The sequence below is a fragment of the Bacteroides sp. LFL-34 genome (assembly GCF_027257075.1).
GTDB lineage: Bacteria > Bacteroidota > Bacteroidia > Bacteroidales > Bacteroidaceae > Bacteroides > Bacteroides ovatus.
Genome location: NZ_JAPQKZ010000058.1, coordinates 1 through 25,366, shown reverse-complemented (window position 1 = coordinate 25,366; position 25,366 = coordinate 1). Strand labels below are relative to the sequence as shown.

Sequence of the window (25,366 nt, the reverse complement as noted above, 5' to 3'; positions counted from 1 at the left end):
TAAAAAATATGCTATGACAAGAGATGAATTATATATCAATAACACAAAAGCCGATCTTAATAAGACGGATATTACTTTGAGCTATAAAAGTAACCTGCTAACCGATATTAGTAAAATTGTAAGTAATAGCAGTTATACAATCAGGTTGCCTAAAACAGCAAATAATCTGGCTTTGATTGAGTGCGCACATCTTCCCAGTTCAATAAGCCGTTATCCGTACCTAAAGCATAAAGGTACGTTATTACGGAATGGCATTGAGATAATCAAAGATGCAATTGTAGTATTGCTAGAGATTAATGAATCAATAGAAATAGCTCTTACCTGGGGTAATGTCACTAACTTCGCCAGTGTAGTAAACGATGGCAAGAAGCTAACGGATTTGGAATATGGAACAGTTGAGGGTACAGATTGGGTTGTTTGGGAAAATTGGGGAGAAAATTCGGAAAGATTTCCACGTATTGACTACGGGTTTAACTCTAATGATCCAAACGTTTGGCGTCATCCAGTAGTACCTGTATGGTGGATACTTTATAGGATTCAAGAAGAAAGCGGAGTGACATTTAATTTCCCGTCTGACAAGCTTACTGTTATAAACAAAATGATTATTCCTCTTTTGACAAGGAATGATTCACAACCCCTTTTTGATAAGTTCCCATTTATTATAAAGGCTTCAGGTCTTAGATATGACGGATTTAATTCTTGCGATGTTGTTTTTTCAATCCCAGATGCTACACAACAGAATTATGGAGAGATTCTTTCAGAAAACACTTTCTTGAAATCAAATTATGAAGCTTCACTAATAAGTGGAGAAATATATATTGGAATAAAATATACATATAGTACATCTTCATCCGATTATCCTATAATACTTAACGTATATGAAGATAGCGCAAATACATCTCCTGTAATAAGTAAAACTATATATCCTCAAATAGAACAAAAAGACGGATATAAATCTCTTTATTTTCAATTTAGTTATGAAGTAGATATAAAAGATGGGTATAAATTTGATTTAAGTCTTACTCCAAGACCATCCATAGATCAAAATTCTTGTTTTATTGAATCTGATAGTAATATAAATCTGTATCTAAAGACTAAGGGTGAAATATCTTTTGGTGAGAAATTTCCTCTAGTTCCCAATCTTCCGGACATCAAGCAAATAGACTTCATTAAAGCCGTTGCCTCAATGGTCGGTTTGTTTGCCTTACCGGACGGCGAAAACGGGATCAAGTTTATTCCCTTCGATAATCTGTCTGCAAACAAATCTAAAGCTGTAGACTGGACGAATCGTGTGATAATGGCTTATAATAGCGTAACGCCAAGAAACTTACAGTACACCCTTGATAACATTGCTCAAAACAACTGGTTCCGGTATAAAGAAGATGATAATGTCATGGGAAACTATGACGGAAATATCCAGGTTGATGATGCCACGATTGAGTACGAACGTGATGCCATTACTTTGCCTTTCTCCGCCTGCAGTACAAAAGGAGGCGTTGCTTATATTCCTTTGTATTCCTACAACGATAACGGAGAACTACAGTATAATAAAGCCAATCCCCGAATATTACTTCTTGATGGCACAAAGGGAATATTCAAGGGACTAGAATGGACTACCTTAATTGCAAATAACTATCAGACGTACAAAGGACTAATCAATAATGCAAAGATAGTGACCGAGTATATCCGTCTTAACAGTATCGAGTTACGGGACTTAGAGATGGATATACCGGTTTATTTGGCTCAATATGGTTGTTATCTGGCTATCATAGAGATAAAGACCAAAGAGAACGATATATGCGAGTGTAAACTTTTAAAATTGTAATGACATGGAAGAAAATGTAGAAGAAAAGATTCGGAGTATTACCGAACAGGCCAATCAAACTAGAAAAATGCTTTTAGAAGAGTATTTGGGACATTCTATCTCTATGGAGGAGGCTATAAATATGGAAATACCGGACGAAGCTCTGGATCATCTGGGAGATTTGTAATTTAATGATTAAATATAAAAGACTACTGAAGATATGGCAAAATTTAATGAAGAAACAATTCAAAAGTGCGTTGACTGGGTATGTGAAAACGGACTTATAGATTATGGCGGTGCAAAGCTTATTGACTTCTGTAATGTAATGGGAATCGGAAAGAGTACCTATTACCGATGGATGGAAAATGAAACTTTCGGGAATGCTATAAAAAAGGCGAAAGAAGATTTCAAAAACGGGTTGGAACGCAATGTCGTTTCCTCCCTCGCAAGGTCTGCCATCGGGTATGAATACGAACAGGTTTCTTCTGAATACTACATGGAAGGCAAGAAAAAGAAGTTGAAAAAGGAAGTAAGAAAAAATGTCCGTGTTGAACCTAATGTGGGAGCCGGAATATTCCTTCTCACAAACCTTGCTCCTGACAGATGGAAGAACAAACAGAACACCGAGCATTCCGGAGAAGTTTCTACCGGATTGACCGTTGTAGTCAAGAATCAGGAAGAAGCGGATTTAATCAAACAATTAAAAGAACATTAGTTATGTCTGCACCTAAAGGAAACCAATTTTGGAAGTTGAGAAACAAGCATGGGAGAAGCAAGCGTTTTGCTTCTCCTGAACAGTTGTGGGAAGCAGCCTGTGAGTATTTTGCCTATTGTGACAGGACTCCATGGAAAGCAATCAAGAATAAAACGAAAGGAGAAATAAAGGAAAAAGAAGAAAGCCCTACACAACGTCCTTACTCTCTGACCGGGTTAATGGCTTATTTAGATGTTAGTAAGTCCTTTTGGAACGATTTTAAAAAAGGTAGTCATGAAGATTTTTCCGTAGTCATTACACGCATAGAGAATGTCATCAGGACACAACAATTAGAAGGTGCTATTGTTGGTGCGTTTAATCCCAATATAGTTTCCCGAATTATAGGTCTTTCTGATAAACAAAAGGTAACTCATACCATCAACAGTAAAGAGTTTAAAGGCTTTGATTTCTTACCTTATATTCCCAAAGCAGATGAAAGTATATGAGGTTTTAGCATCAAGCCGCTTTCTACTCGCTACAATGAACAGAAACGGAGTGAGCGCAGATGATATAATGTATCTTGATATGTTCTATGAGTATAGAGATATGCTTGCAGAAGGACGAAAAGAAGCCGAAATTCGGGACTTTCTTTCAAACAAGTATAAGTTATCAGCCTCAACAATAAAAAAGGCTATAAAGCGTTTGAATGAAGAATATAAATTATAGTTTTAATGGTTAAGTATAAACAAAAGCCCCGAACCAATCAAGGAACGGGGTATGTTTAATACATATTTACAACTATTTTGTCGGGAATCAAAGCTGATTTTCCCGTTGCAAAACAAGTTCTTTCACTTCTGGATATAAATCCAATAATTTTTTATCCATTTTATCTATGAACTCATATACTTCCAGAAAATAAATCAAAGCATTTTTCTTTGCAAATTGCTCTTGAGCCAATAAATATAAAAATGGAACTTTGGAGACATCTACAATTTCTTCTTTTATTTTTGTTGGTTCATTCAAGCTACCAGAGTATATAACAGTAGAAGATTCTTTAAATAGTTTTGAATAAGAAGCATGAGAAAAGGTATTTCGGTATATATTTTTTAGCTTTATCAATCTTTCAGCTTCATCTTTGGTTATCAAACCTTTACTTTTACACTTCTTAATATTAGGTTCAATATCCCTATTATCATAGTCCTCAACTTCTTGTTTGAATGTTTCATCTATCCTCTCAGAATCATTAAATCGTCTACCCTGTGAATCCCATGTTATCAATGTTTGTTTCAAACTATTCTCAAATAGGTGATTTGTTAGAGTTATAGCAGCTTGTGCATTACCAATTATCAGACAATCACATATTTCTGATATTATAGATTTGAGTCCATTTAATACATTCAGTTTACCATATTTGATAAATATGAGGGGTCTTGTATAATCATTGACTACAATCCTATTTCTTAGTTCTTCCAAATATTCAGTTGCTTTTGCATCTGAAAATCCTTTGACTGAATACTTAAGATTGATATTCTTATTCATATTTGATTTGCTTTTACATTGACGTCCTTTCCACAATAAAGAACAAAATGGATTACTAACCTCTTCATTATTCTGGTTCGTAACCCTCATAATAATAAGATTGCGTAATACCTTTAAATATAACTTCTCGATCATCTACCTGGTTGGTTAATCCTTGATGTAACAAAGTTCGCAGTTCCAGGTCGTTAATCGGGCTTCTTTCCATAGCTTGCAAATAGAGAACCTTATCCACATTCTGCCAATCAATCACCATGCCAAGACGTTTTTTAAGTATCATATCGAGCCAAATGCGCATAGTACGACCGTTGCCTTCCATAAACGGGTGGGCAATATTCATTTCCACATATTTAGCAATGATTTCCTCAAATTTCGTTTCCGGCATCTTTTCTATTACTGGGAGCATCACATCAAGATACATACAATTAGCAAAACGAAAGTTTCCCTTTACTATATTCAACGTACGCACCTGTCCAGCAAACCTGTACAACCCATCGAACAAATAACGGTGTATGTCACACAATCCTTTTACGGTTCCCACCTCAATACGATCTATATCTCCAGTTTCAAACAAGGCATGAGCTTTTGCAAAGCTCAATTTATCTATTTCATTTGTATTCATACCCTATTGCATTATAGACAAATATCTTTGTAAAGAGGCTATTTCGGCCTCAACAACAAGTTTTTGAAAGGCTTCCGGCTTATTCTCTGTATGAGATTCTTCCAGTGCTTTATAATAACTTATTTTATCCTCATTGCTACCTTTTAAAGTAACCAATGTATACCCATTCCGTAAAAGATAAAGATTCATCAATAAACGTGACGTTCGCCCGTTTCCATCAATAAACGGATGAATACGTACAAGTTCGTCGTGAAGATATGCGGCTATAAGTACCGGATGTACTTTTTCTTCCTCCATCTGCTGGTACTTTATCACAAAATCCTCCATTTGCTTCTGTATTAAATAAGGTTGTGGCGGCATGTGGGTACTACCGGAAATCATAACGGGAACGGTACGATATTTCCCGGCATTTTCACGGTCTATTCCATGCAAGATAAGAGCGTGTATTTCTTTGATAGTACGTTCGCTTATCTCTATATCCTTCTTCGCTATATCTTTGATATAATCAATAGCCTCGCTATGATTGATAGCCTCCAGATGTTCACGCATAGATTTGCCGGATATGGTAACTCCTTCATTTACTACTAGGGCAGTTTCCTGTAATGTAAGGGTATTGCCTTCGATCCGGTTACTTTCGTAAGTATATTCTATATCCAGGGCATCCTGTATCTTTTGCAGCGCATCTTCCGGTAATGGACGTAAAGCGGATAACTCTCCTTTGAGTGTATCGGCTTTATCTAACAACAGTTTTAAATCTTCATTCATGACTATTCTACTTTGATATTATAAAACAATTTCTCCGCTTTCTATTCTATCCAGCAACCGGGACAAGTCCGGCACACTATTTATATTGTAATTGATATCTCTTATGCGGATTACTCCAATAATACCACCGGAAGAAGAAGGTACAAACAGTTCTGTAATGTCAACCTCTAAAGCATTGGCAATCCTTTCCAGTGTTTCGAGAGAAGGTGTAGATTTACCATTAACAATATTACTCATATTTGGCTGGGTTATCCCTATCATTCCTGCAAGTGATACAACGGTCACTTTTTTTTCCTTTAATACATCTTTAATTCTTAGTTCCATATTATATCGTTTTAGATTATAGTACAAACATACTACATTATATCGAACAAAAGTATAAACAAAGGTTAAATATATTCTTATACATGATATTTTTGTGCTATTTATTTTGGTATTATATTTTAATACGATATATTTGCATCGCAATAATAATGCAAAACGATATAAATATATGGCACGTTACGATTTAAGCAAGATAATGAAGAGAGCGCACAACCTTTATAAAAACGCTCATGTAAAGTACCCGACATTTGCCGATGCACTCCGTAAATCTTGGAACATGGCAAAGTTTGAGGTTAGAGTAGCCGAAGAACGCCATGCAATCGAAGCGGAGACTAAAGCACGTGAAGCAAAGGTACGTGAAGAGAACGAGCAAGCCGCCATTAGTTCGGTTCTTCTTCGTGCACAAATCGAAGCCGACCGTATCAGAAGAGAAGCGGAAGCTAAAGCAGAACGCATGAAAGGCGAGATAGCAGCACGCAAAGAGGGCATCTCTTATAATGAGTACCAAAACCGTATTAGCCGTACAATGGGCTACGGGTGTGGTTCTTATTGTGGTGATTGATTATTAACCCGATGGGGTGGTTTCACCCCAACCCCATCATAAAACATATACAATGACAGAAACAAAGGTTTACAAGCTCCATGAGAGCAAGCAAGTAGAGGATATTACCACCATGCTAAAGATAGAGGGATTAAAGCATAATGTATTCGAATACGAAGAGTACACAGCAATAGAAGTGACTGGCACACCATTAGAGATAATAAGAGCCTCCACGATATACCAACAGGTTACAACCATTAAGCTATAACGAGATGGAGATATTGATAGTATTTGGATGCCTATACACTGGCTATAGGATATTTAGGAGAAAGAGAGAACACTTCTTTGATATTTAATCAATTATGAACGCTACACTAATTATTTGTATCATCCTTCTTGCTTTCTGCGTATGGGATGAAATGTTTAACGATAACAACAGAAATCAATCAATATAAATATAACTTTAATAACAATGGAAACATTTGATTTACAAGATTTAATCACAGAGAAAAATGTAGAATTACAAGAGTTCATCAAAGAGCAAATGAGAGTACACCAGCTTAGTAATTTATCAATAGACCAAAGAGAGTTAATGATAGATACTCCAGCAATAAGTACAAAGCAAATGATTGATGCTTATTATTCCACGATCCAGCATGTGGCAGCTCGGCTGATTGAATTAGAAGGCAATAATGAGGCATGGAATAAACATCGAGCCATTATCATGAAGAAGGTAGCAAAGAAAGAAAAGGAATGTAAGAGAATAGAGAAGAAAGCCCGAAAACATGAAAGATATAGCCAGAAACTCACACGAGAGTACAATATAAAATATAACGCTAATATACAACTTTAGATACTATGTACACGCAATTAGAAAACGAAATACGAAAGACAATAGCCCTTGAAGTTAAAGGTGATAGCATGAATAATGGAACACGATCCAGTTTTGAAGCTGGAGATAGATTAATAGTGAAGCCCTTTAGCATTGACGATTTTAGAAACAATATAAGTAATGATCTAAATAGCTTTTGGGTAATTGAGATAGAGCAAGGCTACCTGTTTAGGCAAATAATTGAGTATGATAATACCCGTGATGCAATAAGATGCCACTCTTTAAACGTTTCCGGACAATATCCAGATGCTTTTGTAGAAATTAAAAATATTACTAAGGTCGGAAGAGTGATTGAATCACAACGTAATACGTTACAACGAATAAAATAGCATATAATAAGAAATAAGTTTGTGCTAGGGGCCACGGTCCGACACATTGAAAGTTGACGCCATCAACAAAGCCACCCCGGTAACAATACGGTTGCCGGGCTTTCTTTTTATGATCGCTATTTATATATGAATGAGATAAACGCCACAAATAAAAATATTAAAATGTCGTAATAACTCCAATTATTTTTGTTCATTTGTCAACTTAACAAAAAGAAAAAGACATGGAAATAGATCCGATTATTAAGCAAGCCATTGAGATTGGCATTAAATTAGGTATTGAAGCATACAGGAATGAAAGGAATGCAAACCTCAAAAACAAAAAAATTCTTATATGCAAGTCTGATGCAGAAAGACGTTTTGGACGTGGAGTCATTAGAGAGTTGATTAAAAGGAAATTTATATTCCCTTATCAATTTGGTATTGAAACAATGGTAGACGAAGAAGGTGACGAAATTACCGAGCCTAGAGGACATATATACTATAAACTACATGAAATTATAGAAGCTGTTGAGGAAGGGAATATTCTAAAATGCCTTCAAAAACGCAGAACTATGAAATATAACTCCAAATAACCGTTATTTGGAACTGATACACTACAAAGATTTTTCCCCAGTCATTACGCACGTATGAAAGAAATTCTCAAAAATGTGGATTTTGTGGATGCTATAAAAAAGGGAAATAAAATAAACATGAAGATTTCTTCCCGGTCATCACACGCATATATGAAAGACTTATCAAGCCCTTACTCACGAATATCAAAACTTTTTAGTAACTTCGTATCTATGAAACTAAAACCAAAATAGCATTTAGAGTACATGAAGCATATATTCAACGAGGAACAGCAGAATAAAGCAGCATTTATTTGTTCAAATCCCATAGCTCGGCTATCCGAACTTTATCGTAGTGAGGTTGAGAATCTTGCTATTATATGGTGTTACTATTCCGGGAAGATAGAAGGCAATAGTTACACTTATGTTGAAACAGAAACTCTCTTAAAAGACCAAATCACCTCTCTAAAGAAATATGAAGATGCAGAAATACTAATCACCCTACACAACACATTCACTACAGAACTGGAATATATCAAAGAGAGAAATAGCAAAGAAATAGATAAAAGCACTTTATTCAGAGTGTATCAATCCATATCTGCCGGTTTAGTTCCTGATGAAGAATCAGAGCATTTAAGAAATAGACCTGTTTGCGTTAGTGGCATAGAGTACACGCCAACAAAGGAATTACATAAGATCTCGGAAAAACTGGACGAAATACTCCATCAACAGGAACAATATACTAATCCATTGGAACGAGCCGTTTATCTTCATTGCAACATAGCCCAATTACAACCTTTCGCTAATAAGAACAAGCATGCTTCCCGAATGATAGAAAGTATTGTATTAATGAATGCTGATATTATCCCCGTTTATTCTTTAAGGGAGACTGATATATTGAACTACAAGAAAGGGGTATTATTTTTTTGCGAAACTGGAGAATATTCCCTATATGCTGACTACTTCCTGAATAGACAAATCGAAAGAATAAAAGAAATCGAGGAATAAAAAACAGTCTTTCCTCAAAACACCATCCTGATATCATGTTTTGTAGTACCAATGTAGTACCATTTTCAATTAAGAGCAAAGAAAAACCCTTCCAGAAAACATCTGAAAGGGCTTCGTGAGGTTCCTGGCGGATTCGAACCGCCGTACACGGTTTTGCAGACCGCTGACTAAGCCACTCATCCAAGGAACCATTATTTCTCGTTTGCGGTTGCAAAGGTAGTACAAATTTTGAAACTACCAACTATCCGCAGCAATTTTTCTTTGTACTTTTTTTCTTTACATCGCATTCTCCGCGTTTCTTGTCTATCATATCCTTTAGTTCACAGCCACTTACACAGCTATCACAAGGATTCTGATTTTCTCGCGTACGACGAAAAAAACGAAATATTCCATATATGACGCGGGCAATGCAGAGTACAACCAGTACTCCGACTACCCAATCTTGCCAATTATTCATACAAACAATCCTCCAATCTGATAAACAGCAAATGATACAAGCCAAGCCAATCCCGTTGTGTAACAAGCAGCAAAAAGCGCCCATTTCCAACTACCCGATTCCTGTTTTATAGCCGCTATCGCCGCAATACACGGGAAGTAAATCAATACAAACAACATATAACAGAAAGCAACCAATGGAGTAATCGGAATTCGTTCTGCCAAACTTACTGAATCAGCATCCGGATCATCTGCATATAAGACACCTAATGTACTTACTACCAATTCTTTCGCTCCCACACCGGAAAGCAAGCCAATACCTAGTTTCCAATCAAATCCCAGTGGTTTTATAACTGGCTCTATACCACGTCCCAACTGGCCGATATAAGAATTTTCCTGCTGCTCGGCAACTGTTTCATAAGCATCATGATTCGGATAATACCCCAAGAACCAGATTATAATAGAAGCAATCATAATAATGCCTCCCATCTTTTTCAAATACTGCGCTCCCTTTTCCCATGTGTGACGGAAGATCGATTTTGCTGTCGGCATCCGGTAAGGTGGAAGTTCCATTACAAATGGAGTATCATCACCCTTCACCAGAAACTTGCTAAACAAGCGGGCCATTACCACAGCCAGTACAATACCAATCACATAAATACTTAACAACACCAGACTTGCATTGTTCGGGAAGAAAGCACCCACCAACAATAAATAAATTGGCAGACGCGCACTGCAAGACATCAAAGGATTTACCAACATTGTAATAAGACGGCTCTTCCGGTTCTCAATAGTACGGGAAGCTATAATAGCAGGTACATTGCATCCAAATCCCATAATCAAAGGAATGAATGATTTTCCGTGCAATCCCATTTTATGCATGATTTTATCCATGATAAAAGCTGCACGAGCCATATAACCCGAATCTTCCATAAGAGAAATGCAGAAATACAAAATCAAGATATTCGGCAAAAAGACAATAACCGCTCCTACCCCACCAATAATTCCATCAATCAGCAAATCTTTAAATGGACCTTCCGCCATATTATTGCGTAACAAGTCACCAATCTGCTCGACAAGCCATTCAATCCCCATCATCGGATATTCTCCAATGACAAACGTACCTTCAAACATCAGATACATAAAAAGGAAGAAAATAGGAAATCCCCAGACACGGTGAGTTACGATCGAATCCAGCACTTTTGTTGTCTGCGCCTGCTCCAAGTGATTATCTGTGAATGTCTCCTTCAGTGCACCACTGATAAATCCATATTTAGCATCCGTAATAGCCGATTCACAATCCTCATTCATTGTGTCCTGAACACGCTTCGACATCTTATCACGGACATGGAATATCTCATCCGCATTTGGTAATGTCCGCACAATGCGCTCAATGTCAGGATCATTCTCCAACAATTTAATGGATAGGAAACGGGTAGAATATTTATGACGGATAAATTCGTTTTTGGACACTTCACTTTTTACAGCTTCAATCGCTTTTTCGATATCAGGACCATGATTGATATGAATATGCCGGAAGACACGCCCCGTCTTTTTATGTTCACGTACATAATCTTCCAAATGCTCTTCCTCGTGGTTCTTACGATCTTCCAGAGAATCATGCCATTCGGTCAAATCCTTAAGAACTTCCGGATTCATATTTCCCTGTTTATCAAAGAAGTCTACTCCTTCATACAGATTGATAACAACATGAAACAAGGTATCCAATCCACGATTTTTCTTACTGACAGTAGGCAACATCGGCACCCCGAACAACTTACTCAACAGATGATAATCCAATGTATTTCCACTGGCTTCCAACTCATCATAAATATTCAGAGCTACCACCATGCGGACATTCATATCTATCAATTGAGTAGTCAGATATAAGTTTCGCTCCAGATTAGAGGAATCGACTACATTAATAATCACGTCCGGAGTTTCATCGATAATATGACGACGCACATAGATTTCTTCCGGCGTATAAGCAGACAAAGAATAAGTTCCCGGCAAATCGACAATACGGAAATGATAGCCTTCGAAATCAAAATAACCTTCTTTGGCATCCACGGTTACGCCGCTGTAGTTTCCAACATGCTCATGAGCACCGGATGCAAGATTAAATAAAGAAGTCTTGCCACTGTTCGGGTTTCCGACCAAAGCAACATTAATGGTACGGCGTTTACCTAACGCCAACCGTTTCATATCTTCTTCTTTTACTGAAAGGTCTTCAGGCAATCCTTCATGATAAACGGTCTTCTCGGCCAGTTTCTTTGCTTCCTCTTCGCTGATAACTTCGATCATTTCAGCCTCCTGACGACGAAGAGAAATTTCATAACCTAAAACTTTATATTTTATGGGATCTTTTAGCGGAGCATTCAACAGCACTTCAACCGTTTTACCTTTAATGAAGCCCATCTCCACAATACGTTTACGAAAACCACCGTGCCCCAATACCTTTACAATAACACCTTTTTCTCCTGTTTTTAATTCGGACAAACGCATAACTCTCAAAATTTTCGGCAAAGATAATTCATAACTTCGGAGCATGCAAATTATTTAGAATGTTTTTAAATAGCAGCTTTTTTCATCCTCTAAAAGATTCAGAAAAAATAAAAAAACTTATTGATAAACTCGTATCTTTGCAGGTATGATACAACAACGCGTTACAAAATATATAGAAAAAGAACATTTGTTCTCACCGGATGATAAAATCCTGATCGCATTGAGTGGTGGCGCCGACTCGGTGGCATTACTATATATTCTGCATACAGCAGGCTATCATTGCGAAGCCGCACATTGTAATTTCCACCTGCGAGGCAAAGAATCAGACCGGGACGAGCTATTTGTCCGCCAACTTTGCGAAAGAATGGAAATCCATTTACATACCATTGATTTCAACACGACCCAATATGCAACGGAAAAACATATTTCGATTGAAATGGCCGCACGGGAACTCCGCTACCAATGGTTCGAGAAAATTAGAAAAAAATGTCAGGCAGATGTTGTCGCTGTGGCCCATCACCAGGATGATAGCATAGAAACTATACTACTTAACCTGATTCGGGGAACAGGAATTACCGGTCTGTTAGGAATCCGCCCCCGTAATGGAGCCATCGTACGCCCTCTGCTTTGTATCAACCGGGAAGAAATAATTCGTTACCTGCAAAACATCGGACAAGATTATGTGACAGACAGCACCAATCTGGAAGACGAATATACCCGTAATAAAATCCGGCTCAACCTCCTTCCCCTCATGCAGGAAATTAATCCGTCAGTCAAAAACACTCTGGTAGATACGAGTAATTATCTAAATGATGTAGCCACTATATATAATAAATGTATAGAGGAAACTAAAAAGAAAATCATTACGGCAGAAGGTATCAGAATCTGTGATTTGGTAAAGGAACCGGCACCCGAAGCCATCTTATTCGAAGTCCTGCATCCTCTAGGATTCAATTCCGCACAAATCAAAGATATCGCTCACTCGCTTCATAGCCAACCGGGCAAGCAATTCTGTAGCAAAGAATGGAGAGTGATAAAAGACAGAGAATTTCTATTAATAGAAACTGCGGAATCTAAAAATGAGACTCTTCCTCCTTTTCAAATCATCAAAGAGGAAAGAGAATACACCCCGGATTTTCTCATTCCACGTGAAAAGGAAATAGCCTGTTTTGATGCCGACAAACTGAATGGAGAAATTCATTACCGAAAATGGCAGCCGGGAGACACTTTTATTCCTTTTGGAATGAAAGGAAAGAAAAAAATAAGCGATTATCTGACCGACCGCAAATTTTCTATCAGCCAAAAAGAACGCCAATGGGTACTCTGCTGTGGAGAACATATCGCATGGCTGATAGGCGAACGAACAGACAACCGCTTTCGTATTGATAAAACGACTAAGCGTATCGTGATTTACAAAATAGTTTGAGGCAACTTCTGTTTCTTGAAGCAATCTGATAACAAAGCTGCAAAAGGGGTATCGTATACCCTTGCTTTTCTTACGCAAGCTTTTACACAGGCGCAACATTTGATACATTTAGCCTCATCCGTATGTAGCTCGTCCCCTTTCGTTATAGCCCCTGCCGGACAACGGACCACACATAATCCGCAATGGGTACACAAATCCTCATCTTCCACCCAAGGAGCGCGGGGAAGCGGTGTCCCACTTTTACGTAACTTGATGACTTTCCTCAAAAAACGGAACAAAGGAAAGAATGGCTGACTCGGACGTTTGATAGCACGTACATCCACCGGATAAAGGGTATCCATACTATCAGCTGTCTGTATTTTTTCCATGATTTTCTTCCCAAACTCCCCAGCAAAAGCTAAATCCGATTCATCTGGACGTCCCACTGCAATCGGGTATTTATCGGTACTATATGAATGTTCTCCAATAAAAGTTGCCCCGGCAATTACTTTAAATCCGTGAGGAATAGCAAAAGCATCCAGTTCCATTAAAGCTTTTTCATAAGCGCGATTTCCGTAAACCACTACCAAAACGGTAGGAGTATCCACTCCACGGATATACTGCAAACGTTCCATTGCCAAAGGAGCGACATGTCCTCCATACACAGGCACTACAATAATAGCCAAAGAAGATGTAGGAATCACAATTTCATCCGCAATCTGCTGCGTTACATTAATAGGAAAAATATTTTTTATGCCCGTCCCGTGAACAATCGCCTCCGCAACTTGTTTAGATGTGTGTGTAGGCGAAAAATAAATTAAATGAGCTTCATTTACTGTCATACTATTTTCTTTTATGTAGCAAAGATACACTTTTACGTGGAAAAAAATGTTTGATTGTTCATGAAACCAAAAAAAATTATTATCTTTGCCCCGTTGAAACATTCTACGATTCAACATATACATCCCTAATTCAGAATAAAAAACAAAACGTATGCTCGCATATCTGTAGCCATGAGCTGTAGTAATGCTGTCCATAATTCAGCAAAAAAAAGAAATATTAATAACTTACCATACTATATGTATAACATTATCCAATTAAACGACAAAAATCTGTCGGAACTTCAAGTTATTGCCAAAGAGTTAGGCATAAAAAAAGCAGACTCATACAAAAAAGAAGACCTTGTTTATAAAATACTCGATGAACAGGCCATTGTAGGAGCTACAAAGAAAGTTGCCGCAGATAAGCTAAAAGAAGAACGCAAAAATGAAGAACAAAAGAAAAAGCGTTCACGGGTAGCTCCTACCAAAAAAGAAGACAAAGTGGTTTCCGCAACAAAGAGTGAAGAGGCTAACAAGACAAAAGAGACCGCTCCTGTAAAAGCTGCACCACAACCTTCCAAGAAAGAAGAAAGTACAAACAAAGAAAAAGAAACTGTTGTTGTAGAAGCTAAAGCGGAAAACACTGCTACTCCCAAGCGTAAAGTAGGCCGTCCTCGTAAGAGCTCTGATGCAGAAGAGAAAAAAGAAGTAGAAAATGCAAAACCGGCAGCACCCAAAGTAGTGGAACCTAAACCTGTTGTTGCAGAGAAAGCTACTGGTGCTACGGAAAAGCCAGCTCCGGTACAACAGCAAACAGCTGAGAAGAAAGCAAAAAACAAACCTGCTGCAGAAGCAAATAAACCTGTTGCAGAAACAAATAAACCGGCTACTGAACCTAACAAACCTGTTGTAGAGAAAAAGGTAATAGATAAACCACAAAAGAAAGCTGCACCCGTTATCGACGAGGAAAGTAATATCTTATCCAGCGTTGACGACGATGATTTTATTCCAATCGAAGATCTGCCTTCTGAAAAAATAGAGCTTCCTACCGAATTATTCGGAAAATTCGAAGCTACTAAAACAGAATCAGCACAGACAGCACCGGAACAGCCATCTCATCCTCAACAGCAACAACAATCTCAACAGCAGCAGTCCCAGCAGCAACGTCCGCGTATTGTTCGCTCACGCGACAATAACAACGGTAATAACAATGCTAACAACAATGGAAATAATGGCAATAACGCCAATAATAATTTCCAGCGTAACAACAATAACCAGAATCAGGTTCAGAACCCAAATCAGAATCAGAACCAGAACCAAAACCAACAACGCTCACCGATGCCACGTGCCGCTCAGCAGAACAATGCGGGTGAAAATCTTCCGGTACAACAGCAGCAGGAACGTAAGGTTATTGAACGCGAAAAGCCTTATGAATTCGACGATATTCTCAACGGAGTAGGTGTTCTGGAAATTATGCAGGATGGATACGGATTCCTCCGTTCTTCCGACTATAACTACCTTTCTTCTCCGGATGATATTTACGTATCACAATCTCAAATCAAACTATTTGGTCTGAAAACCGGTGATGTAGTAGAAGGAGTTATCCGTCCACCCAAAGAAGGAGAAAAATATTTCCCATTGGTAAAGGTTTCGAAGATCAACGGACGTGATGCAGCTTTCGTTCGCGACCGTGTTCCTTTCGAACATCTGACACCTCTCTTCCCGGATGAAAAGTTTAAACTTTGCAAAGGCGGTTATTCAGACTCTATGTCTGCCCGTGTCGTCGATCTTTTCGCTCCTATCGGTAAAGGCCAGCGTGCATTGATCGTTGCCCAGCCAAAGACAGGTAAGACCATCTTAATGAAAGATATCGCAAACGCTATCGCAGCCAACCACCCGGAAGTTTACATGATTATGCTGCTGATTGACGAACGCCCGGAAGAAGTAACAGACATGGCGCGCAGCGTTAATGCAGAAGTAATTGCTTCTACTTTCGACGAACCGGCAGAACGCCACGTAAAAATTGCAGGTATCGTATTGGAAAAGGCAAAACGTCTGGTAGAATGTGGTCACGACGTAGTTATCTTCCTTGATTCTATTACTCGTCTGGCTCGTGCATACAATACAGTATCTCCTGCATCCGGTAAAGTTCTTTCCGGTGGTGTGGATGCAAATGCACTTCATAAACCTAAACGCTTCTTCGGTGCTGCCCGTAATATTGAAAACGGTGGTTCACTGACTATTATTGCTACCGCATTGATCGATACCGGTTCTAAAATGGACGAAGTTATCTTCGAAGAATTCAAGGGTACAGGTAACATGGAGTTGCAGCTCGACCGCAACCTGTCCAACAAACGCATCTTCCCGGCAGTCAACATTACCGCATCCAGCACTCGTCGCGACGACCTGTTGCTTGATAAAACAACCCTTGACCGCATGTGGATATTGCGCAAATATCTTGCCGACATGAATCCGATCGAAGCAATGGACTTTGTTAAAGACCGTCTGGAAAAAACCAGAGACAACGACGAATTCCTGATGAGCATGAACAGCTAATCAACAGCAAACTTATAAATGAACGGTGAACAAACTGCGCCATAACAAGTGCAGTTTATTCACCGTTTTCTTTTTCGGTAACCCATTTTATGACTTATCACCTGCCGTTTATCACTTATCATTCAACTCCCATCACCGATAGTTACCCCTAACCGCTTGCCACACCTTTCATTTTTGTACAAAATACTTTCATTTGCGTCCAAAACTACTACCTCGCCCTTTTTTACGTTTCCTTTTTTCCTACTTTTGCTTCCAAATCAAATATTACTTAATTCTAACCAGTAATGAAAACTATTTATCCATTCATGGGATTAGCCCTGTGCAGCGTGACAGCGCAGGCCCAAGAAAAGCCCAATTTCCTGATTATCCAGTGCGACCATCTGACACAACGCGTTGTGGGAGCTTACGGACAAACACAAGGCTGCACCCTCCCTATTGACGAAGTCGCTTCACGAGGAGTTATCTTCTCCAATGCTTATGTAGGCTGCCCTCTCAGCCAACCCTCACGCGCTGCTTTATGGAGTGGCATGATGCCTCATCAAACCAATGTACGTTCCAACTCCAGCGAACCTATCAACCCACGTATTCCCGAAAATGTACCGACATTAGGAAGTCTTTTTTCTGAAAACGGTTACGAAGCCGTACACTTCGGAAAAACGCATGACATGGGTTCACTTAGAGGATTCAAGCATAAAGAACCAGTAGCCAAGCCATTCACTGATCCGGAATTCCCGGTCAATAACGACAGCTTCCTGGATGTAGGAACATGCGAAGACGCTGTTGCTTATCTAAGTAATCCGCCGGAAGAACCATTCATCTGTATCGCAGATTTTCAGAACCCTCACAATATCTGTGGATTTGTAGGAGCGAACGAAGGAGTACATACCGACCGCCCCATTAGCGGAACCCTTCCGGAACTACCAGCCAATTTCAATGTAGAAGACTGGAGCAATATCCCTAAACCTGTACAATACATCTGCTGCAGTCATCGCCGCATGACCCAGGCCTCTCATTGGAATGAAGAGAATTACCGTCATTACATTGCTGCTTTCCAACACTATACCAAGATGGTTTCCAAGCAAGTAGACAGCGTATTGAAAGCACTTTACTCCACTCCTGCCGGAAAAAACACAATCGTTATTATCATGGCTGACCATGGTGATGGGATGGCTTCACACCGCATGGTGACCAAACACATCAGCTTCTACGATGAAATGACCAACGTACCGTTTATCTTTGCAGGTCCCGGCATCAAACAACAGAAAAAGCCCATAGACCAAGTATTGACACAGCCTACACTGGATCTTCTGCCTACCCTTTGTGATTTGGCAGGAATTCCTGTTCCGGCCGAAAAACCGGGAATCAGCCTTGCACCTATATTAAAAGGAGAGAAACAGAAAAAAACTCACCCTTATGTCGTTTCCGAATGGCATAGCGAATATGAATATGTCGTTACTCCCGGACGTATGGTACGCGGACCGAGATACAAGTACACTCACTATCTGGAAGGTAACGGAGAAGAGCTATATGATATGAAAAAGGATCCGGGAGAACGCAAGAATCTCGCCAAAGACCCTAAATACAGTAAAGTCCTCGCCGAACACCGTGCCATGCTTGATGATTACATCGCCCGCACCAAAGACGATTACCGGAGTTTGAAAGTAGATGCCGATCCACGATGCAGAAACCATACTCCCGGCTACCCCAACCACGAGGGCCCTGGGGTACGAGAGATACTCAAAAGAAAATAAATTATAAAAAAGAGTGAAGATTTCTTTGTAATCTTCACTCTTTTTAGTTCTTTTGCAGATAAACTTACAAGCAAGCAATTCTTATATCAGGTGAAAAAACACAGACGTCATATAATTGCAATAGTCGTAACCGCATTAATATCGGTCACCTTATATGCTGCACGTACAAATTCAGATCGTCTTTCTTTATTACAACCTTTACTTGAATACAATCATCCATTTAGTCCGGACGCCCCTGTCGACAGCATCATTGCCTGGGAAAAACTTTTAGAACCGGAATTACAAAAGGAACAACAATACCCACTCCTATTCCAGATAAATCTGCTGACCGTTCAAGCCTTAATCACAGAAGGCAACATCAGTCTCGCCATCAACCAGGCCAATCAGATGTACCAGAAAGCCAGAGAAATGGACTATCCTTTGGGAACAGCACTCGCATTACACGCCATTGGAAATACCTATTTAAGTTCGTCAACACCACAAGTTGCCATCAAATCGTATAAGGAAGCATTAGAAATCATTCAGAAACTCCCTCATGCCAACCAATATATCAAAACGATCTTGTCCCAATTTATCCTGACGAAGCTCAACTATCACCAAATGACAGATATAGAAGACAATATCCGGGAACTCGAATCTGTTATCAACAAGGATACGAATCCCCAAGACGATTTCCACCTTGTTTATTGTCAGGCATTCTATCGCATCCAGATGCATCATCTTCCGGAAGCATTAAACTATATACGACAAACCGAACAAATCAGCCGGCAACACCAGTACCCATATTTTCATTTAATGATTAAATACCTGTATTCACGCTACTACACTGAATCCAAAGAATACACGCAGGCACTAACCACACTTGACGAATTACTTTCGCATACCAAAGCAGCCAACTCATACAGATCCCTGCAAGTACTGAAAGATCGTGCACACATACTTACACTAATGGGAAACAGCAAGGAAGCATGTGAAGCTTATGAAATATTCAATACGTACAAAGACTCTTTGGACGCAATGAATTATATTCGCCAAATCAATGAATTGCACACCCTCTACCAAATAGATAAAAATGAACTGGACAACTTAAACAGACAGAAGACAATCCTCTACTGGAGCTGGTTCACCATCCTATTCATAGTCATACTGATTGTATTTTTCATCCTTTTGGTCAGACGAGGAAATAAAAAACTGCGCCAATCACAGCAGGAACTGGAAAAAGTGAAAAAGCAAGAAGAAAATTCCATCCGGACAAAGAGCCTTTTCCTTTCCAACATGAGCCATGAAATTCGCACGCCGCTCAATGCGTTGTCCGGCTTCTCCTCCATCCTGACGGAAGAATCCATCGACAACGAGACCCGGAAACAGTGTAGCGATATTATTCAGCAAAATTCAGAACTGTTACTCAAGCTGATTAACGACGTAATCGACTTGTCCAGTCTCGAAGTAGGCAAGATGAAATTCAAATATGAGCGATGTGATGCAGTGGCAATATGCAGAAACGTTATCGACATGGTTGAGAAAATAAAACAAACGAATGCTAACGTCCGTTTTTCGACCTCTCTCCATTCATTAGAATTGACGACAGACAATGCAAGGTTACAACAATTATTAATCAACCTTCTCATCAATGCAACCAAATTTACTCCGCAAGGTTCCATCACCATGGAACTGGAAAAACAGACAGAAGACATAGCACTGTTTTCCGTGACCGACACCGGTTGCGGTATCTCTCCGGAGAATCAGAATAAAATATTCAACCGTTTTGAGAAACTGAATGAAAATGCTCAAGGGACAGGACTCGGTCTGTCTATCTGCCAACTCATTATCGAGCAGCTGGGCGGCAAAATATGGATTGACTCCAATTATGAGGAAGGAGCCCGTTTCCTGTTCACACACCCCATTTACCATGAGCAACAAGGAAAGGAGGAAGCCGAATGAAACAAGTCCTGCTCCTGATCCTTCTATTATGCTGCACCCTCACCGGAAAAGCCAGCACCGAGATTGTTTTGGAATCCGACAGCCTGATAAAGGTGTTGGAAACATTACCGTACGATACGACACGGCTGAATGTTCTCAATCAAATCATCAGAATAGAACAAAACAACCAGCAATGTATCCAATATTCGGATGTATTAATGAAAGAAGCATTGCAACTGGGAAATGACAAATATGCCGGTCTGGCTGCTTACTACCATATTTTATACTATTACAATCGTAATAATCAAGACAGTGTAGCCAAATGGCTCACCATAATGGAGCCTCATGCCCGGAAATCAGATTTATGGAATTACTTCTTTGATGCCAAACGTTTCCAGATAGACCTGTACACATTCAACGAACAATACGAACTTGCTATCAACGAATCTCAAAAGATGCAACAGCAAGCCTCCCAAATGAATAGTAACCGGGGTAGTATGGCTGCCTATCAATGCTTGAGTAATGCATATATCGGCAGCCAGCGCTGGGATAAAGGAATAGAAGCACTGGAGGCTGCCTACCAGCTACTCACTCCGACAGAAAATCCGGTGGTCCGTATCTCGGTATTGTCACAGTTAGTATCCGTTGTCAAAGAAAAGAAGGATAATAAAAAACTACTCAAATATTTGCAGGAACTGGAAAACACTCTTCATAACCACATCAGTGCAAACCCATCCTTAAAAGCGGGATTTGCCGATGTATACCTGTTCAATGAACTGTTCTACAGCTATTATTACCTGAATACCCATCAGCCGCAACAAGCCTATGAACATCTCGTAAAATCTAAAGAATATCTGGACGAGAATACTTATTTCATGTATAAAGTACTCTATTTCGACACATTTGCCAAATATTACCAGGCAATTGGAGCCTACCAACAGGCATCGGATTATATCGACACGACACTGACGATGTTGAAGAAAGACTTCACAAGCGACTATGCCGAACAGCTACTCGAAAAGGCCAGAATATGGAAACAGGCAGGGCAAAGCGGAAAAGCCATCCCCCTGTATGAGCAGGCACTTGCCATCAAAGACTCGACAGCCACTGTACTCTCAAACAATCAGATGGCACAGATACAAAGCAAATACAATATCGAAAAAACAGAACTGGATCAAAAAAGGGAAAACAACCGGATCCAGCTCACCTATCTGATCTTTATATTTGTTATCCTGATTCTGCTTTTTATCTTTATGGCACGACTCTTTATGGTACGGAAGGCACTCAAATACGCGGAAAACGAAATCCGGAAAACAACAGAAAACGTGCGGAAGACCAATGAAATAAAAAATCGCTTCCTGTCCAACATGAGCTATAACATCCGTACCCCACTCAACAATGTGGTCGGTTTCTCACAACTCATAGCCAGCGAACCCAATATAGACAAGGAAATAAGGCAAGAATACTCAAACATCATCCACAAAAGTTCGGAGAAGTTAATGAGACTTGTCAATGACGTTCTCGACTTATCCCGTTTGGAAGCTCAGATGATGAAGTTCCAGTTGCAAGACTATGATGCCACTACCCTATGCAAGGAAGCATGCAGCATGGCGCAGATGAGGAACGAAGAAACAGGTATCCAGATTGAATTTTCCAGCGAAACGGACGCCCAAATTCATACCGATATAATGCGACTGACACAGGCCTTGATTAGCGTACTGGTGTACCCACAAGAACACCGGCAAGCACGAATCATCCGGTTCACATTAAGCCAGAATGAAGACATGCTTTGTTTCCGGATCACTAATTCACCTTTGGCAGACCATGCATTCGTATCACAGGAAACCATCATCCGGCATGATATCAACCTGTTGTTACTAAAACATTTCGGAGGAAACTATCTCGTCAACGATAAAACTCCCGGAGGTCCGGAAATTGTTTTCATCTACCCCATCGTTTCCGAATCGAAATAAAGCACTATCTTTGCAAAGTGTAAACTTAAACACTTAATTATGTACACCAACAAACAGATTTGGAGTGTCAGTTATCCGATACTACTAAGCTTGCTGGCACAAAATGTCATCAATGTCACCGACACAGCATTCCTCGGACACGTGAGTGAAGTAGCCCTTGGAGCATCAGCTATGGGCGGGTTATTCTATATATGCGTATTCACCATCGCATTCGGATTCAGTACCGGTTCGCAGATAGTCATCGCACGACGCAATGGCGAAGGACGCTATTCGGATGTCGGTCCCGTCATGATTCAAGGAATCATGTTCCTGTTCGTCATGGCCCTGCTGCTATTCGGATTCACCAAAGCATTCGGTGGAAACATCATGCGTTTGCTAGTTTCTTCAGAATCCATCTACGAAGGAACAATGGAGTTTCTGAACTGGCGTATTTACGGATTCTTTTTCTCTTTTATCAATGTCATGTTCCGGGCATTGTACATCGGCATTACACGCACTAAAGTGCTAACCATCAATGCTATTGTCATGGCATTAACTAATGTCGTACTGGACTATGTATTAATTTTCGGAAAGTTCGGTTTGCCGGAAATGGGTATCAAAGGGGCTGCTATTGCTTCCGTATTGGCAGAAGCCTCCTCCATTCTCTTTTTCGTCATCTATACGTATGCCACGGTCGATTTAAAGAAATACGGTATGAACCGCCTGCGCACATTCGACCCAGCATTGCTGATGCGGATTCTTAGTATCTCCTGCTTCACCATGCTGCAATATTTCCTGTCGATGGCTACCTGGTTCGTTTTCTTCGTAGCCGTAGAACGGTTGGGACAACGGGAACTGGCGATTGCCAATATCGTCCGGAGTATTTATGTCGTATTGCTGATTCCGGTCAACGCACTGGCTACGACTACCAACAGTCTTGTCAGCAATGCTATTGGTGCAGGAGGCATCCAGCACGTGATGCCGCTCATTAATAAAATTGCGCGTTTCTCCTTTTTCATCATGCTGGGGTTAGTAGCGGTATCGGCACTGTTTCCGCAATTCCTGCTCTCCATTTACACTAGTGAAGCTGCGCTCATTACGGAATCCGTATCCTCGGTATATATAATTTGTTGCGCCATGCTTATCGCATCCGTAGCCAACGTGGTGTTTAACGGTATCTCCGGAACAGGAAATACACAGGCAGCCCTGTTGCTCGAAACGATTACAATTATCATCTACGGATCATACATCATTTTCATCGGAATGTGGCTGAAAGCACCGATCGAAATTTGCTTTACGATTGAGATTGTGTATTATAGCTTGCTGTTGATAACAAGTTATATTTATCTCAAAAAAGCAAAATGGCAGAATAAAAAGATATAAATACAAGAGATTTTTGTACATTTGCAAGCTCAAATAAAGAGTAGACGGAAAAGTCCCTCTTTCGGCCAAGTAAATTGTAATTAGTAATTCGTAATTAAATAACTATGTTCGATAATTTAAGTGAAAGACTAGAACGGTCATTCAAGATTCTGAAAGGTGAAGGCAAAATCACCGAAATCAACGTGGCGGAGACGCTGAAAGACGTACGTAAAGCACTTCTCGACGCCGACGTAAACTACAAGGTGGCAAAGATTTTCACGGATACAGTGAAAGAAAAAGCGCTTGGCCAGAACGTTCTTACGGCTGTGAAGCCAAGCCAATTGATGGTGAAAATCGTGCATGATGAACTTACACAATTGATGGGTGGAGAGACAGCCGAGATCAACATCGACGCCCGTCCGGCAGTTATCCTGATGTCAGGTTTGCAGGGTTCGGGTAAGACCACCTTCTCCGGTAAACTGGCACGGATGCTGAAAACCAAGAAGAACCGTAAGCCATTATTGGTGGCTTGTGACGTTTACCGTCCGGCAGCTATCGAACAGTTACGTGTATTGGCAGAACAGATTGAAGTACCGATGTACTGCGAACTGGACAGCAAGAATCCGGTAGAAATCGCACAACACGCCATTCAGGAAGCCAAAGCCAAAGGATACGACCTCGTTATCGTCGATACAGCCGGACGTCTGGCAGTAGACGAGCAGATGATGAACGAGATCGCCGCTATCAAAAAAGCAATCAACCCGGACGAAATTCTGTTCGTGGTAGACTCCATGACCGGTCAGGACGCTGTAAACACAGCTAAAGAATTCAATGAACGTCTGGACTTCAACGGTGTGGTACTGACCAAACTCGATGGTGATACCCGCGGTGGTGCGGCTCTTTCTATCCGTTCGGTAGTGAACAAACCGATTAAATTCGTAGGTACAGGTGAAAAGCTGGAAGCAATCGATCAGTTCCACCCTGCCCGTATGGCCGACCGTATTCTCGGTATGGGTGACATCGTTTCATTGGTAGAACGCGCACAGGAACAATACGATGAAGAAGAAGCCAAACGCTTACAGAAGAAAATTGCCAAAAACCAATTCGACTTCAACGACTTCCTTAGCCAGATTGCACAAATCAAGAAAATGGGTAATCTGAAAGACCTCGCTTCCATGATTCCGGGAGTAGGAAAAGCAATCAAAGATATTGATATTGACGACAATGCTTTCAAGAGCATCGAAGCCATCATTTATTCCATGACTCCGGCAGAACGTTCCAATCCGGAAATACTGAACGGTTCACGCCGTACGCGTATCGCCAAAGGTAGCGGAACGACTATCCAAGAAGTGAATCGCCTATTGAAACAGTTCGACCAGACACGCAAAATGATGAAAATGGTGACTAGCAGCAAAATGGGTAAGATGATGCCTAAGATGAAAAAGTAATCATTCTGTAGATCCAAATCTAATGATAAGTAAAGAGGTTGTGTCAAAACGCTGACACAGCCTTTTTTTATGCGCAAAGCCCAGACTTTCTCAAGCCCGGGCTTTGTTATTACCCAAAGTTTTCGTATCTTTAGGTATAAAGTTTTTC

The 25,366-nt window shown here is 40.1% G+C and carries 25 protein-coding genes and 1 tRNA gene; 18 read left to right on the top strand and 8 right to left on the bottom strand.

The window, feature by feature from the left end:
* Positions 1–13: 13 nt before the first annotated feature.
* From N5O98_RS23880 to N5O98_RS23860, 5 genes are read left to right on the top strand one after another with little or no spacing between them, the layout of a single operon-like run.
* Positions 14–1,825 (top strand): hypothetical protein, encoded by a 1,812-nt coding sequence (locus tag N5O98_RS23880; RefSeq protein WP_061447833.1) that lies wholly within the window; start codon positions 14–16, stop codon positions 1,823–1,825.
* 4 nt (positions 1,826–1,829) lie between these two features.
* Entirely contained in the window at positions 1,830–1,991 is a 162-nt protein-coding gene (locus tag N5O98_RS23875; RefSeq protein ID WP_007754900.1) for a hypothetical protein, read from the top strand.
* A 33-nt stretch (positions 1,992–2,024) separates the two neighbouring features.
* Complete coding sequence (locus N5O98_RS23870) at positions 2,025–2,519, top strand: hypothetical protein (RefSeq protein WP_055237363.1); 495 nt, start codon at positions 2,025–2,027, stop codon at positions 2,517–2,519.
* Positions 2,520–2,521: 2 nt separating this feature from the next.
* Positions 2,522–3,004 (top strand): DNA-packaging protein, encoded by a 483-nt coding sequence (locus N5O98_RS23865; protein WP_061447832.1) that lies wholly within the window; start codon positions 2,522–2,524, stop codon positions 3,002–3,004.
* Complete coding sequence (locus N5O98_RS23860) at positions 2,991–3,224, top strand: hypothetical protein (protein WP_061447831.1); 234 nt, start codon at positions 2,991–2,993, stop codon at positions 3,222–3,224. The genes N5O98_RS23865 and N5O98_RS23860 overlap by 14 nt, the downstream gene beginning before the upstream one ends.
* An 87-nt stretch (positions 3,225–3,311) precedes the next feature.
* On the opposite strand, the gene N5O98_RS23855 is transcribed toward N5O98_RS23860, so the two are convergent.
* From N5O98_RS23855 to N5O98_RS23840, 4 genes are all read right to left on the bottom strand, one after another.
* Positions 3,312–4,037 carry a hypothetical protein gene (locus N5O98_RS23855; RefSeq protein WP_061447830.1) on the bottom strand — a complete coding sequence of 242 codons (726 nt, stop codon included), beginning with the start codon at positions 4,035–4,037 and terminating at the stop codon, positions 3,312–3,314.
* A gap of 67 nt (positions 4,038–4,104) precedes the next feature.
* Complete coding sequence (gene fic / locus N5O98_RS23850) at positions 4,105–4,656, bottom strand: protein adenylyltransferase Fic (protein WP_061447829.1); 552 nt, start codon at positions 4,654–4,656, stop codon at positions 4,105–4,107.
* A 3-nt stretch (positions 4,657–4,659) separates the two neighbouring features.
* Entirely contained in the window at positions 4,660–5,421 is a 762-nt protein-coding gene (locus N5O98_RS23845; protein ID WP_061447828.1) for a Fic family protein, read from the bottom strand.
* An 18-nt stretch (positions 5,422–5,439) separates the two neighbouring features.
* The gene (locus tag N5O98_RS23840; RefSeq protein WP_061447827.1) at positions 5,440–5,745 is read right to left on the bottom strand and encodes a helix-turn-helix domain-containing protein; all 306 of its coding nucleotides are present in this window, start codon (positions 5,743–5,745) and stop codon (positions 5,440–5,442) included.
* A gap of 169 nt (positions 5,746–5,914) precedes the next feature.
* Here N5O98_RS23840 and N5O98_RS23835 point away from each other — a divergent pair, with 169 nt between their 5' ends.
* The 6 genes from N5O98_RS23835 to N5O98_RS23810 all read left to right on the top strand — a co-directional run bounded on the left by N5O98_RS23835 (position 5,915) and on the right by N5O98_RS23810 (position 9,063).
* On the top strand, positions 5,915–6,307 hold the full coding sequence (locus N5O98_RS23835) for a hypothetical protein (protein WP_224262629.1): 393 nt from the start codon (positions 5,915–5,917) through the stop codon (positions 6,305–6,307).
* Positions 6,308–6,359: 52 nt separating this feature from the next.
* Positions 6,360–6,554, top strand: coding sequence for a hypothetical protein (locus N5O98_RS23830; protein WP_055236450.1), 195 nt, complete (start codon positions 6,360–6,362; stop codon positions 6,552–6,554).
* A 204-nt stretch (positions 6,555–6,758) separates the two neighbouring features.
* The gene (locus N5O98_RS23825) at positions 6,759–7,139 is read left to right on the top strand and encodes a hypothetical protein (protein ID WP_061447825.1); all 381 of its coding nucleotides are present in this window, start codon (positions 6,759–6,761) and stop codon (positions 7,137–7,139) included.
* A gap of 5 nt (positions 7,140–7,144) precedes the next feature.
* Positions 7,145–7,507 carry a S24 family peptidase gene (locus N5O98_RS23820; protein ID WP_061447824.1) on the top strand — a complete coding sequence of 121 codons (363 nt, stop codon included), beginning with the start codon at positions 7,145–7,147 and terminating at the stop codon, positions 7,505–7,507.
* A 221-nt stretch (positions 7,508–7,728) separates the two neighbouring features.
* Entirely contained in the window at positions 7,729–8,079 is a 351-nt protein-coding gene (locus N5O98_RS23815; protein WP_055236455.1) for a hypothetical protein, read from the top strand.
* 243 nt (positions 8,080–8,322) lie between these two features.
* The gene (locus tag N5O98_RS23810; protein WP_061447823.1) at positions 8,323–9,063 is read left to right on the top strand and encodes a Fic family protein; all 741 of its coding nucleotides are present in this window, start codon (positions 8,323–8,325) and stop codon (positions 9,061–9,063) included.
* Between the two features lie 118 nt (positions 9,064–9,181).
* Here the strand turns inward: N5O98_RS23810 and N5O98_RS23805 are convergent.
* The 3 genes from N5O98_RS23805 to feoB all read right to left on the bottom strand — a co-directional run bounded on the left by N5O98_RS23805 (position 9,182) and on the right by feoB (position 12,003).
* A tRNA-Cys gene (locus N5O98_RS23805) sits at positions 9,182–9,253 on the bottom strand.
* A 51-nt stretch (positions 9,254–9,304) separates the two neighbouring features.
* Positions 9,305–9,520, bottom strand: coding sequence for a hypothetical protein (locus tag N5O98_RS23800; protein ID WP_032856147.1), 216 nt, complete (start codon positions 9,518–9,520; stop codon positions 9,305–9,307).
* Complete coding sequence (feoB, locus tag N5O98_RS23795; RefSeq protein ID WP_004311369.1) at positions 9,517–12,003, bottom strand: ferrous iron transport protein B; 2,487 nt, start codon at positions 12,001–12,003, stop codon at positions 9,517–9,519. The genes N5O98_RS23800 and feoB overlap by 4 nt, the downstream gene beginning before the upstream one ends.
* A gap of 145 nt (positions 12,004–12,148) precedes the next feature.
* On the opposite strand from feoB, the gene tilS reads away from it, so the two are divergent.
* Positions 12,149–13,429: a tRNA lysidine(34) synthetase TilS gene (tilS, locus tag N5O98_RS23790; RefSeq protein ID WP_004311370.1), complete on the top strand. Its 1,281-nt coding sequence runs from the start codon at positions 12,149–12,151 to the stop codon at positions 13,427–13,429.
* On the opposite strand, the gene N5O98_RS23785 is transcribed toward tilS, so the two are convergent.
* Positions 13,414–14,250, bottom strand: coding sequence for a 4Fe-4S binding protein (locus tag N5O98_RS23785; RefSeq protein WP_004311371.1), 837 nt, complete (start codon positions 14,248–14,250; stop codon positions 13,414–13,416). The genes tilS and N5O98_RS23785 overlap by 16 nt on opposite strands.
* Before the next feature lie 237 nt (positions 14,251–14,487).
* Between N5O98_RS23785 and rho the strand changes: the two genes are divergently transcribed.
* The 6 genes from rho to ffh all read left to right on the top strand — a co-directional run bounded on the left by rho (position 14,488) and on the right by ffh (position 25,218).
* Positions 14,488–16,785, top strand: coding sequence for a transcription termination factor Rho (gene rho / locus N5O98_RS23780; RefSeq protein ID WP_004311372.1), 2,298 nt, complete (start codon positions 14,488–14,490; stop codon positions 16,783–16,785).
* Positions 16,786–17,069: 284 nt separating this feature from the next.
* Entirely contained in the window at positions 17,070–18,536 is a 1,467-nt protein-coding gene (locus N5O98_RS23775; protein ID WP_004311373.1) for a sulfatase family protein, read from the top strand.
* Between the two features lie 90 nt (positions 18,537–18,626).
* Positions 18,627–20,477, top strand: a complete 1,851-nt coding sequence (locus N5O98_RS23770; RefSeq protein ID WP_004311374.1) for an ATP-binding protein — start codon at positions 18,627–18,629, stop codon at positions 20,475–20,477.
* The gene (locus N5O98_RS23765; RefSeq protein ID WP_004311375.1) at positions 20,474–22,429 is read left to right on the top strand and encodes a tetratricopeptide repeat-containing sensor histidine kinase; all 1,956 of its coding nucleotides are present in this window, start codon (positions 20,474–20,476) and stop codon (positions 22,427–22,429) included. The genes N5O98_RS23770 and N5O98_RS23765 overlap by 4 nt, the downstream gene beginning before the upstream one ends.
* A 39-nt stretch (positions 22,430–22,468) precedes the next feature.
* Positions 22,469–23,791 (top strand): MATE family efflux transporter, encoded by a 1,323-nt coding sequence (locus N5O98_RS23760; RefSeq protein ID WP_004311376.1) that lies wholly within the window; start codon positions 22,469–22,471, stop codon positions 23,789–23,791.
* A 104-nt stretch (positions 23,792–23,895) separates the two neighbouring features.
* The gene (gene ffh / locus N5O98_RS23755; RefSeq protein ID WP_004311377.1) at positions 23,896–25,218 is read left to right on the top strand and encodes a signal recognition particle protein; all 1,323 of its coding nucleotides are present in this window, start codon (positions 23,896–23,898) and stop codon (positions 25,216–25,218) included.
* Positions 25,219–25,366 lie beyond the last annotated feature (148 nt).

What these genes read in the sequence shown, in the direction of transcription:
- N5O98_RS23880 (WP_061447833.1), top strand. Translation starts at nt 14, where the DNA reads ATGACAAGAGATGAATTATATATCAATAACACAAAAGCCGATCTTAAT.
- N5O98_RS23875 (WP_007754900.1), top strand. Translation starts at nt 1,830, where the DNA reads ATGGAAGAAAATGTAGAAGAAAAGATTCGGAGTATTACCGAACAGGCC.
- N5O98_RS23870 (WP_055237363.1), top strand. Translation starts at nt 2,025, where the DNA reads ATGGCAAAATTTAATGAAGAAACAATTCAAAAGTGCGTTGACTGGGTA.
- N5O98_RS23865 (WP_061447832.1), top strand. Translation starts at nt 2,522, where the DNA reads ATGTCTGCACCTAAAGGAAACCAATTTTGGAAGTTGAGAAACAAGCAT.
- N5O98_RS23860 (WP_061447831.1), top strand. Translation starts at nt 2,991, where the DNA reads ATGAAAGTATATGAGGTTTTAGCATCAAGCCGCTTTCTACTCGCTACA.
- N5O98_RS23855 (WP_061447830.1), bottom strand. Translation starts at nt 4,037, where the DNA reads ATGAATAAGAATATCAATCTTAAGTATTCAGTCAAAGGATTTTCAGAT.
- fic (WP_061447829.1), bottom strand. Translation starts at nt 4,656, where the DNA reads ATGAATACAAATGAAATAGATAAATTGAGCTTTGCAAAAGCTCATGCC.
- N5O98_RS23845 (WP_061447828.1), bottom strand. Translation starts at nt 5,421, where the DNA reads ATGAATGAAGATTTAAAACTGTTGTTAGATAAAGCCGATACACTCAAA.
- N5O98_RS23840 (WP_061447827.1), bottom strand. Translation starts at nt 5,745, where the DNA reads ATGGAACTAAGAATTAAAGATGTATTAAAGGAAAAAAAAGTGACCGTT.
- N5O98_RS23835 (WP_224262629.1), top strand. Translation starts at nt 5,915, where the DNA reads ATGGCACGTTACGATTTAAGCAAGATAATGAAGAGAGCGCACAACCTT.
- N5O98_RS23830 (WP_055236450.1), top strand. Translation starts at nt 6,360, where the DNA reads ATGACAGAAACAAAGGTTTACAAGCTCCATGAGAGCAAGCAAGTAGAG.
- N5O98_RS23825 (WP_061447825.1), top strand. Translation starts at nt 6,759, where the DNA reads ATGGAAACATTTGATTTACAAGATTTAATCACAGAGAAAAATGTAGAA.
- N5O98_RS23820 (WP_061447824.1), top strand. Translation starts at nt 7,145, where the DNA reads ATGTACACGCAATTAGAAAACGAAATACGAAAGACAATAGCCCTTGAA.
- N5O98_RS23815 (WP_055236455.1), top strand. Translation starts at nt 7,729, where the DNA reads ATGGAAATAGATCCGATTATTAAGCAAGCCATTGAGATTGGCATTAAA.
- N5O98_RS23810 (WP_061447823.1), top strand. Translation starts at nt 8,323, where the DNA reads ATGAAGCATATATTCAACGAGGAACAGCAGAATAAAGCAGCATTTATT.
- N5O98_RS23800 (WP_032856147.1), bottom strand. Translation starts at nt 9,520, where the DNA reads ATGAATAATTGGCAAGATTGGGTAGTCGGAGTACTGGTTGTACTCTGC.
- feoB (WP_004311369.1), bottom strand. Translation starts at nt 12,003, where the DNA reads ATGCGTTTGTCCGAATTAAAAACAGGAGAAAAAGGTGTTATTGTAAAG.
- tilS (WP_004311370.1), top strand. Translation starts at nt 12,149, where the DNA reads ATGATACAACAACGCGTTACAAAATATATAGAAAAAGAACATTTGTTC.
- N5O98_RS23785 (WP_004311371.1), bottom strand. Translation starts at nt 14,250, where the DNA reads ATGACAGTAAATGAAGCTCATTTAATTTATTTTTCGCCTACACACACA.
- rho (WP_004311372.1), top strand. Translation starts at nt 14,488, where the DNA reads ATGTATAACATTATCCAATTAAACGACAAAAATCTGTCGGAACTTCAA.
- N5O98_RS23775 (WP_004311373.1), top strand. Translation starts at nt 17,070, where the DNA reads ATGAAAACTATTTATCCATTCATGGGATTAGCCCTGTGCAGCGTGACA.
- N5O98_RS23765 (WP_004311375.1), top strand. Translation starts at nt 20,474, where the DNA reads ATGAAACAAGTCCTGCTCCTGATCCTTCTATTATGCTGCACCCTCACC.
- N5O98_RS23760 (WP_004311376.1), top strand. Translation starts at nt 22,469, where the DNA reads ATGTACACCAACAAACAGATTTGGAGTGTCAGTTATCCGATACTACTA.
- ffh (WP_004311377.1), top strand. Translation starts at nt 23,896, where the DNA reads ATGTTCGATAATTTAAGTGAAAGACTAGAACGGTCATTCAAGATTCTG.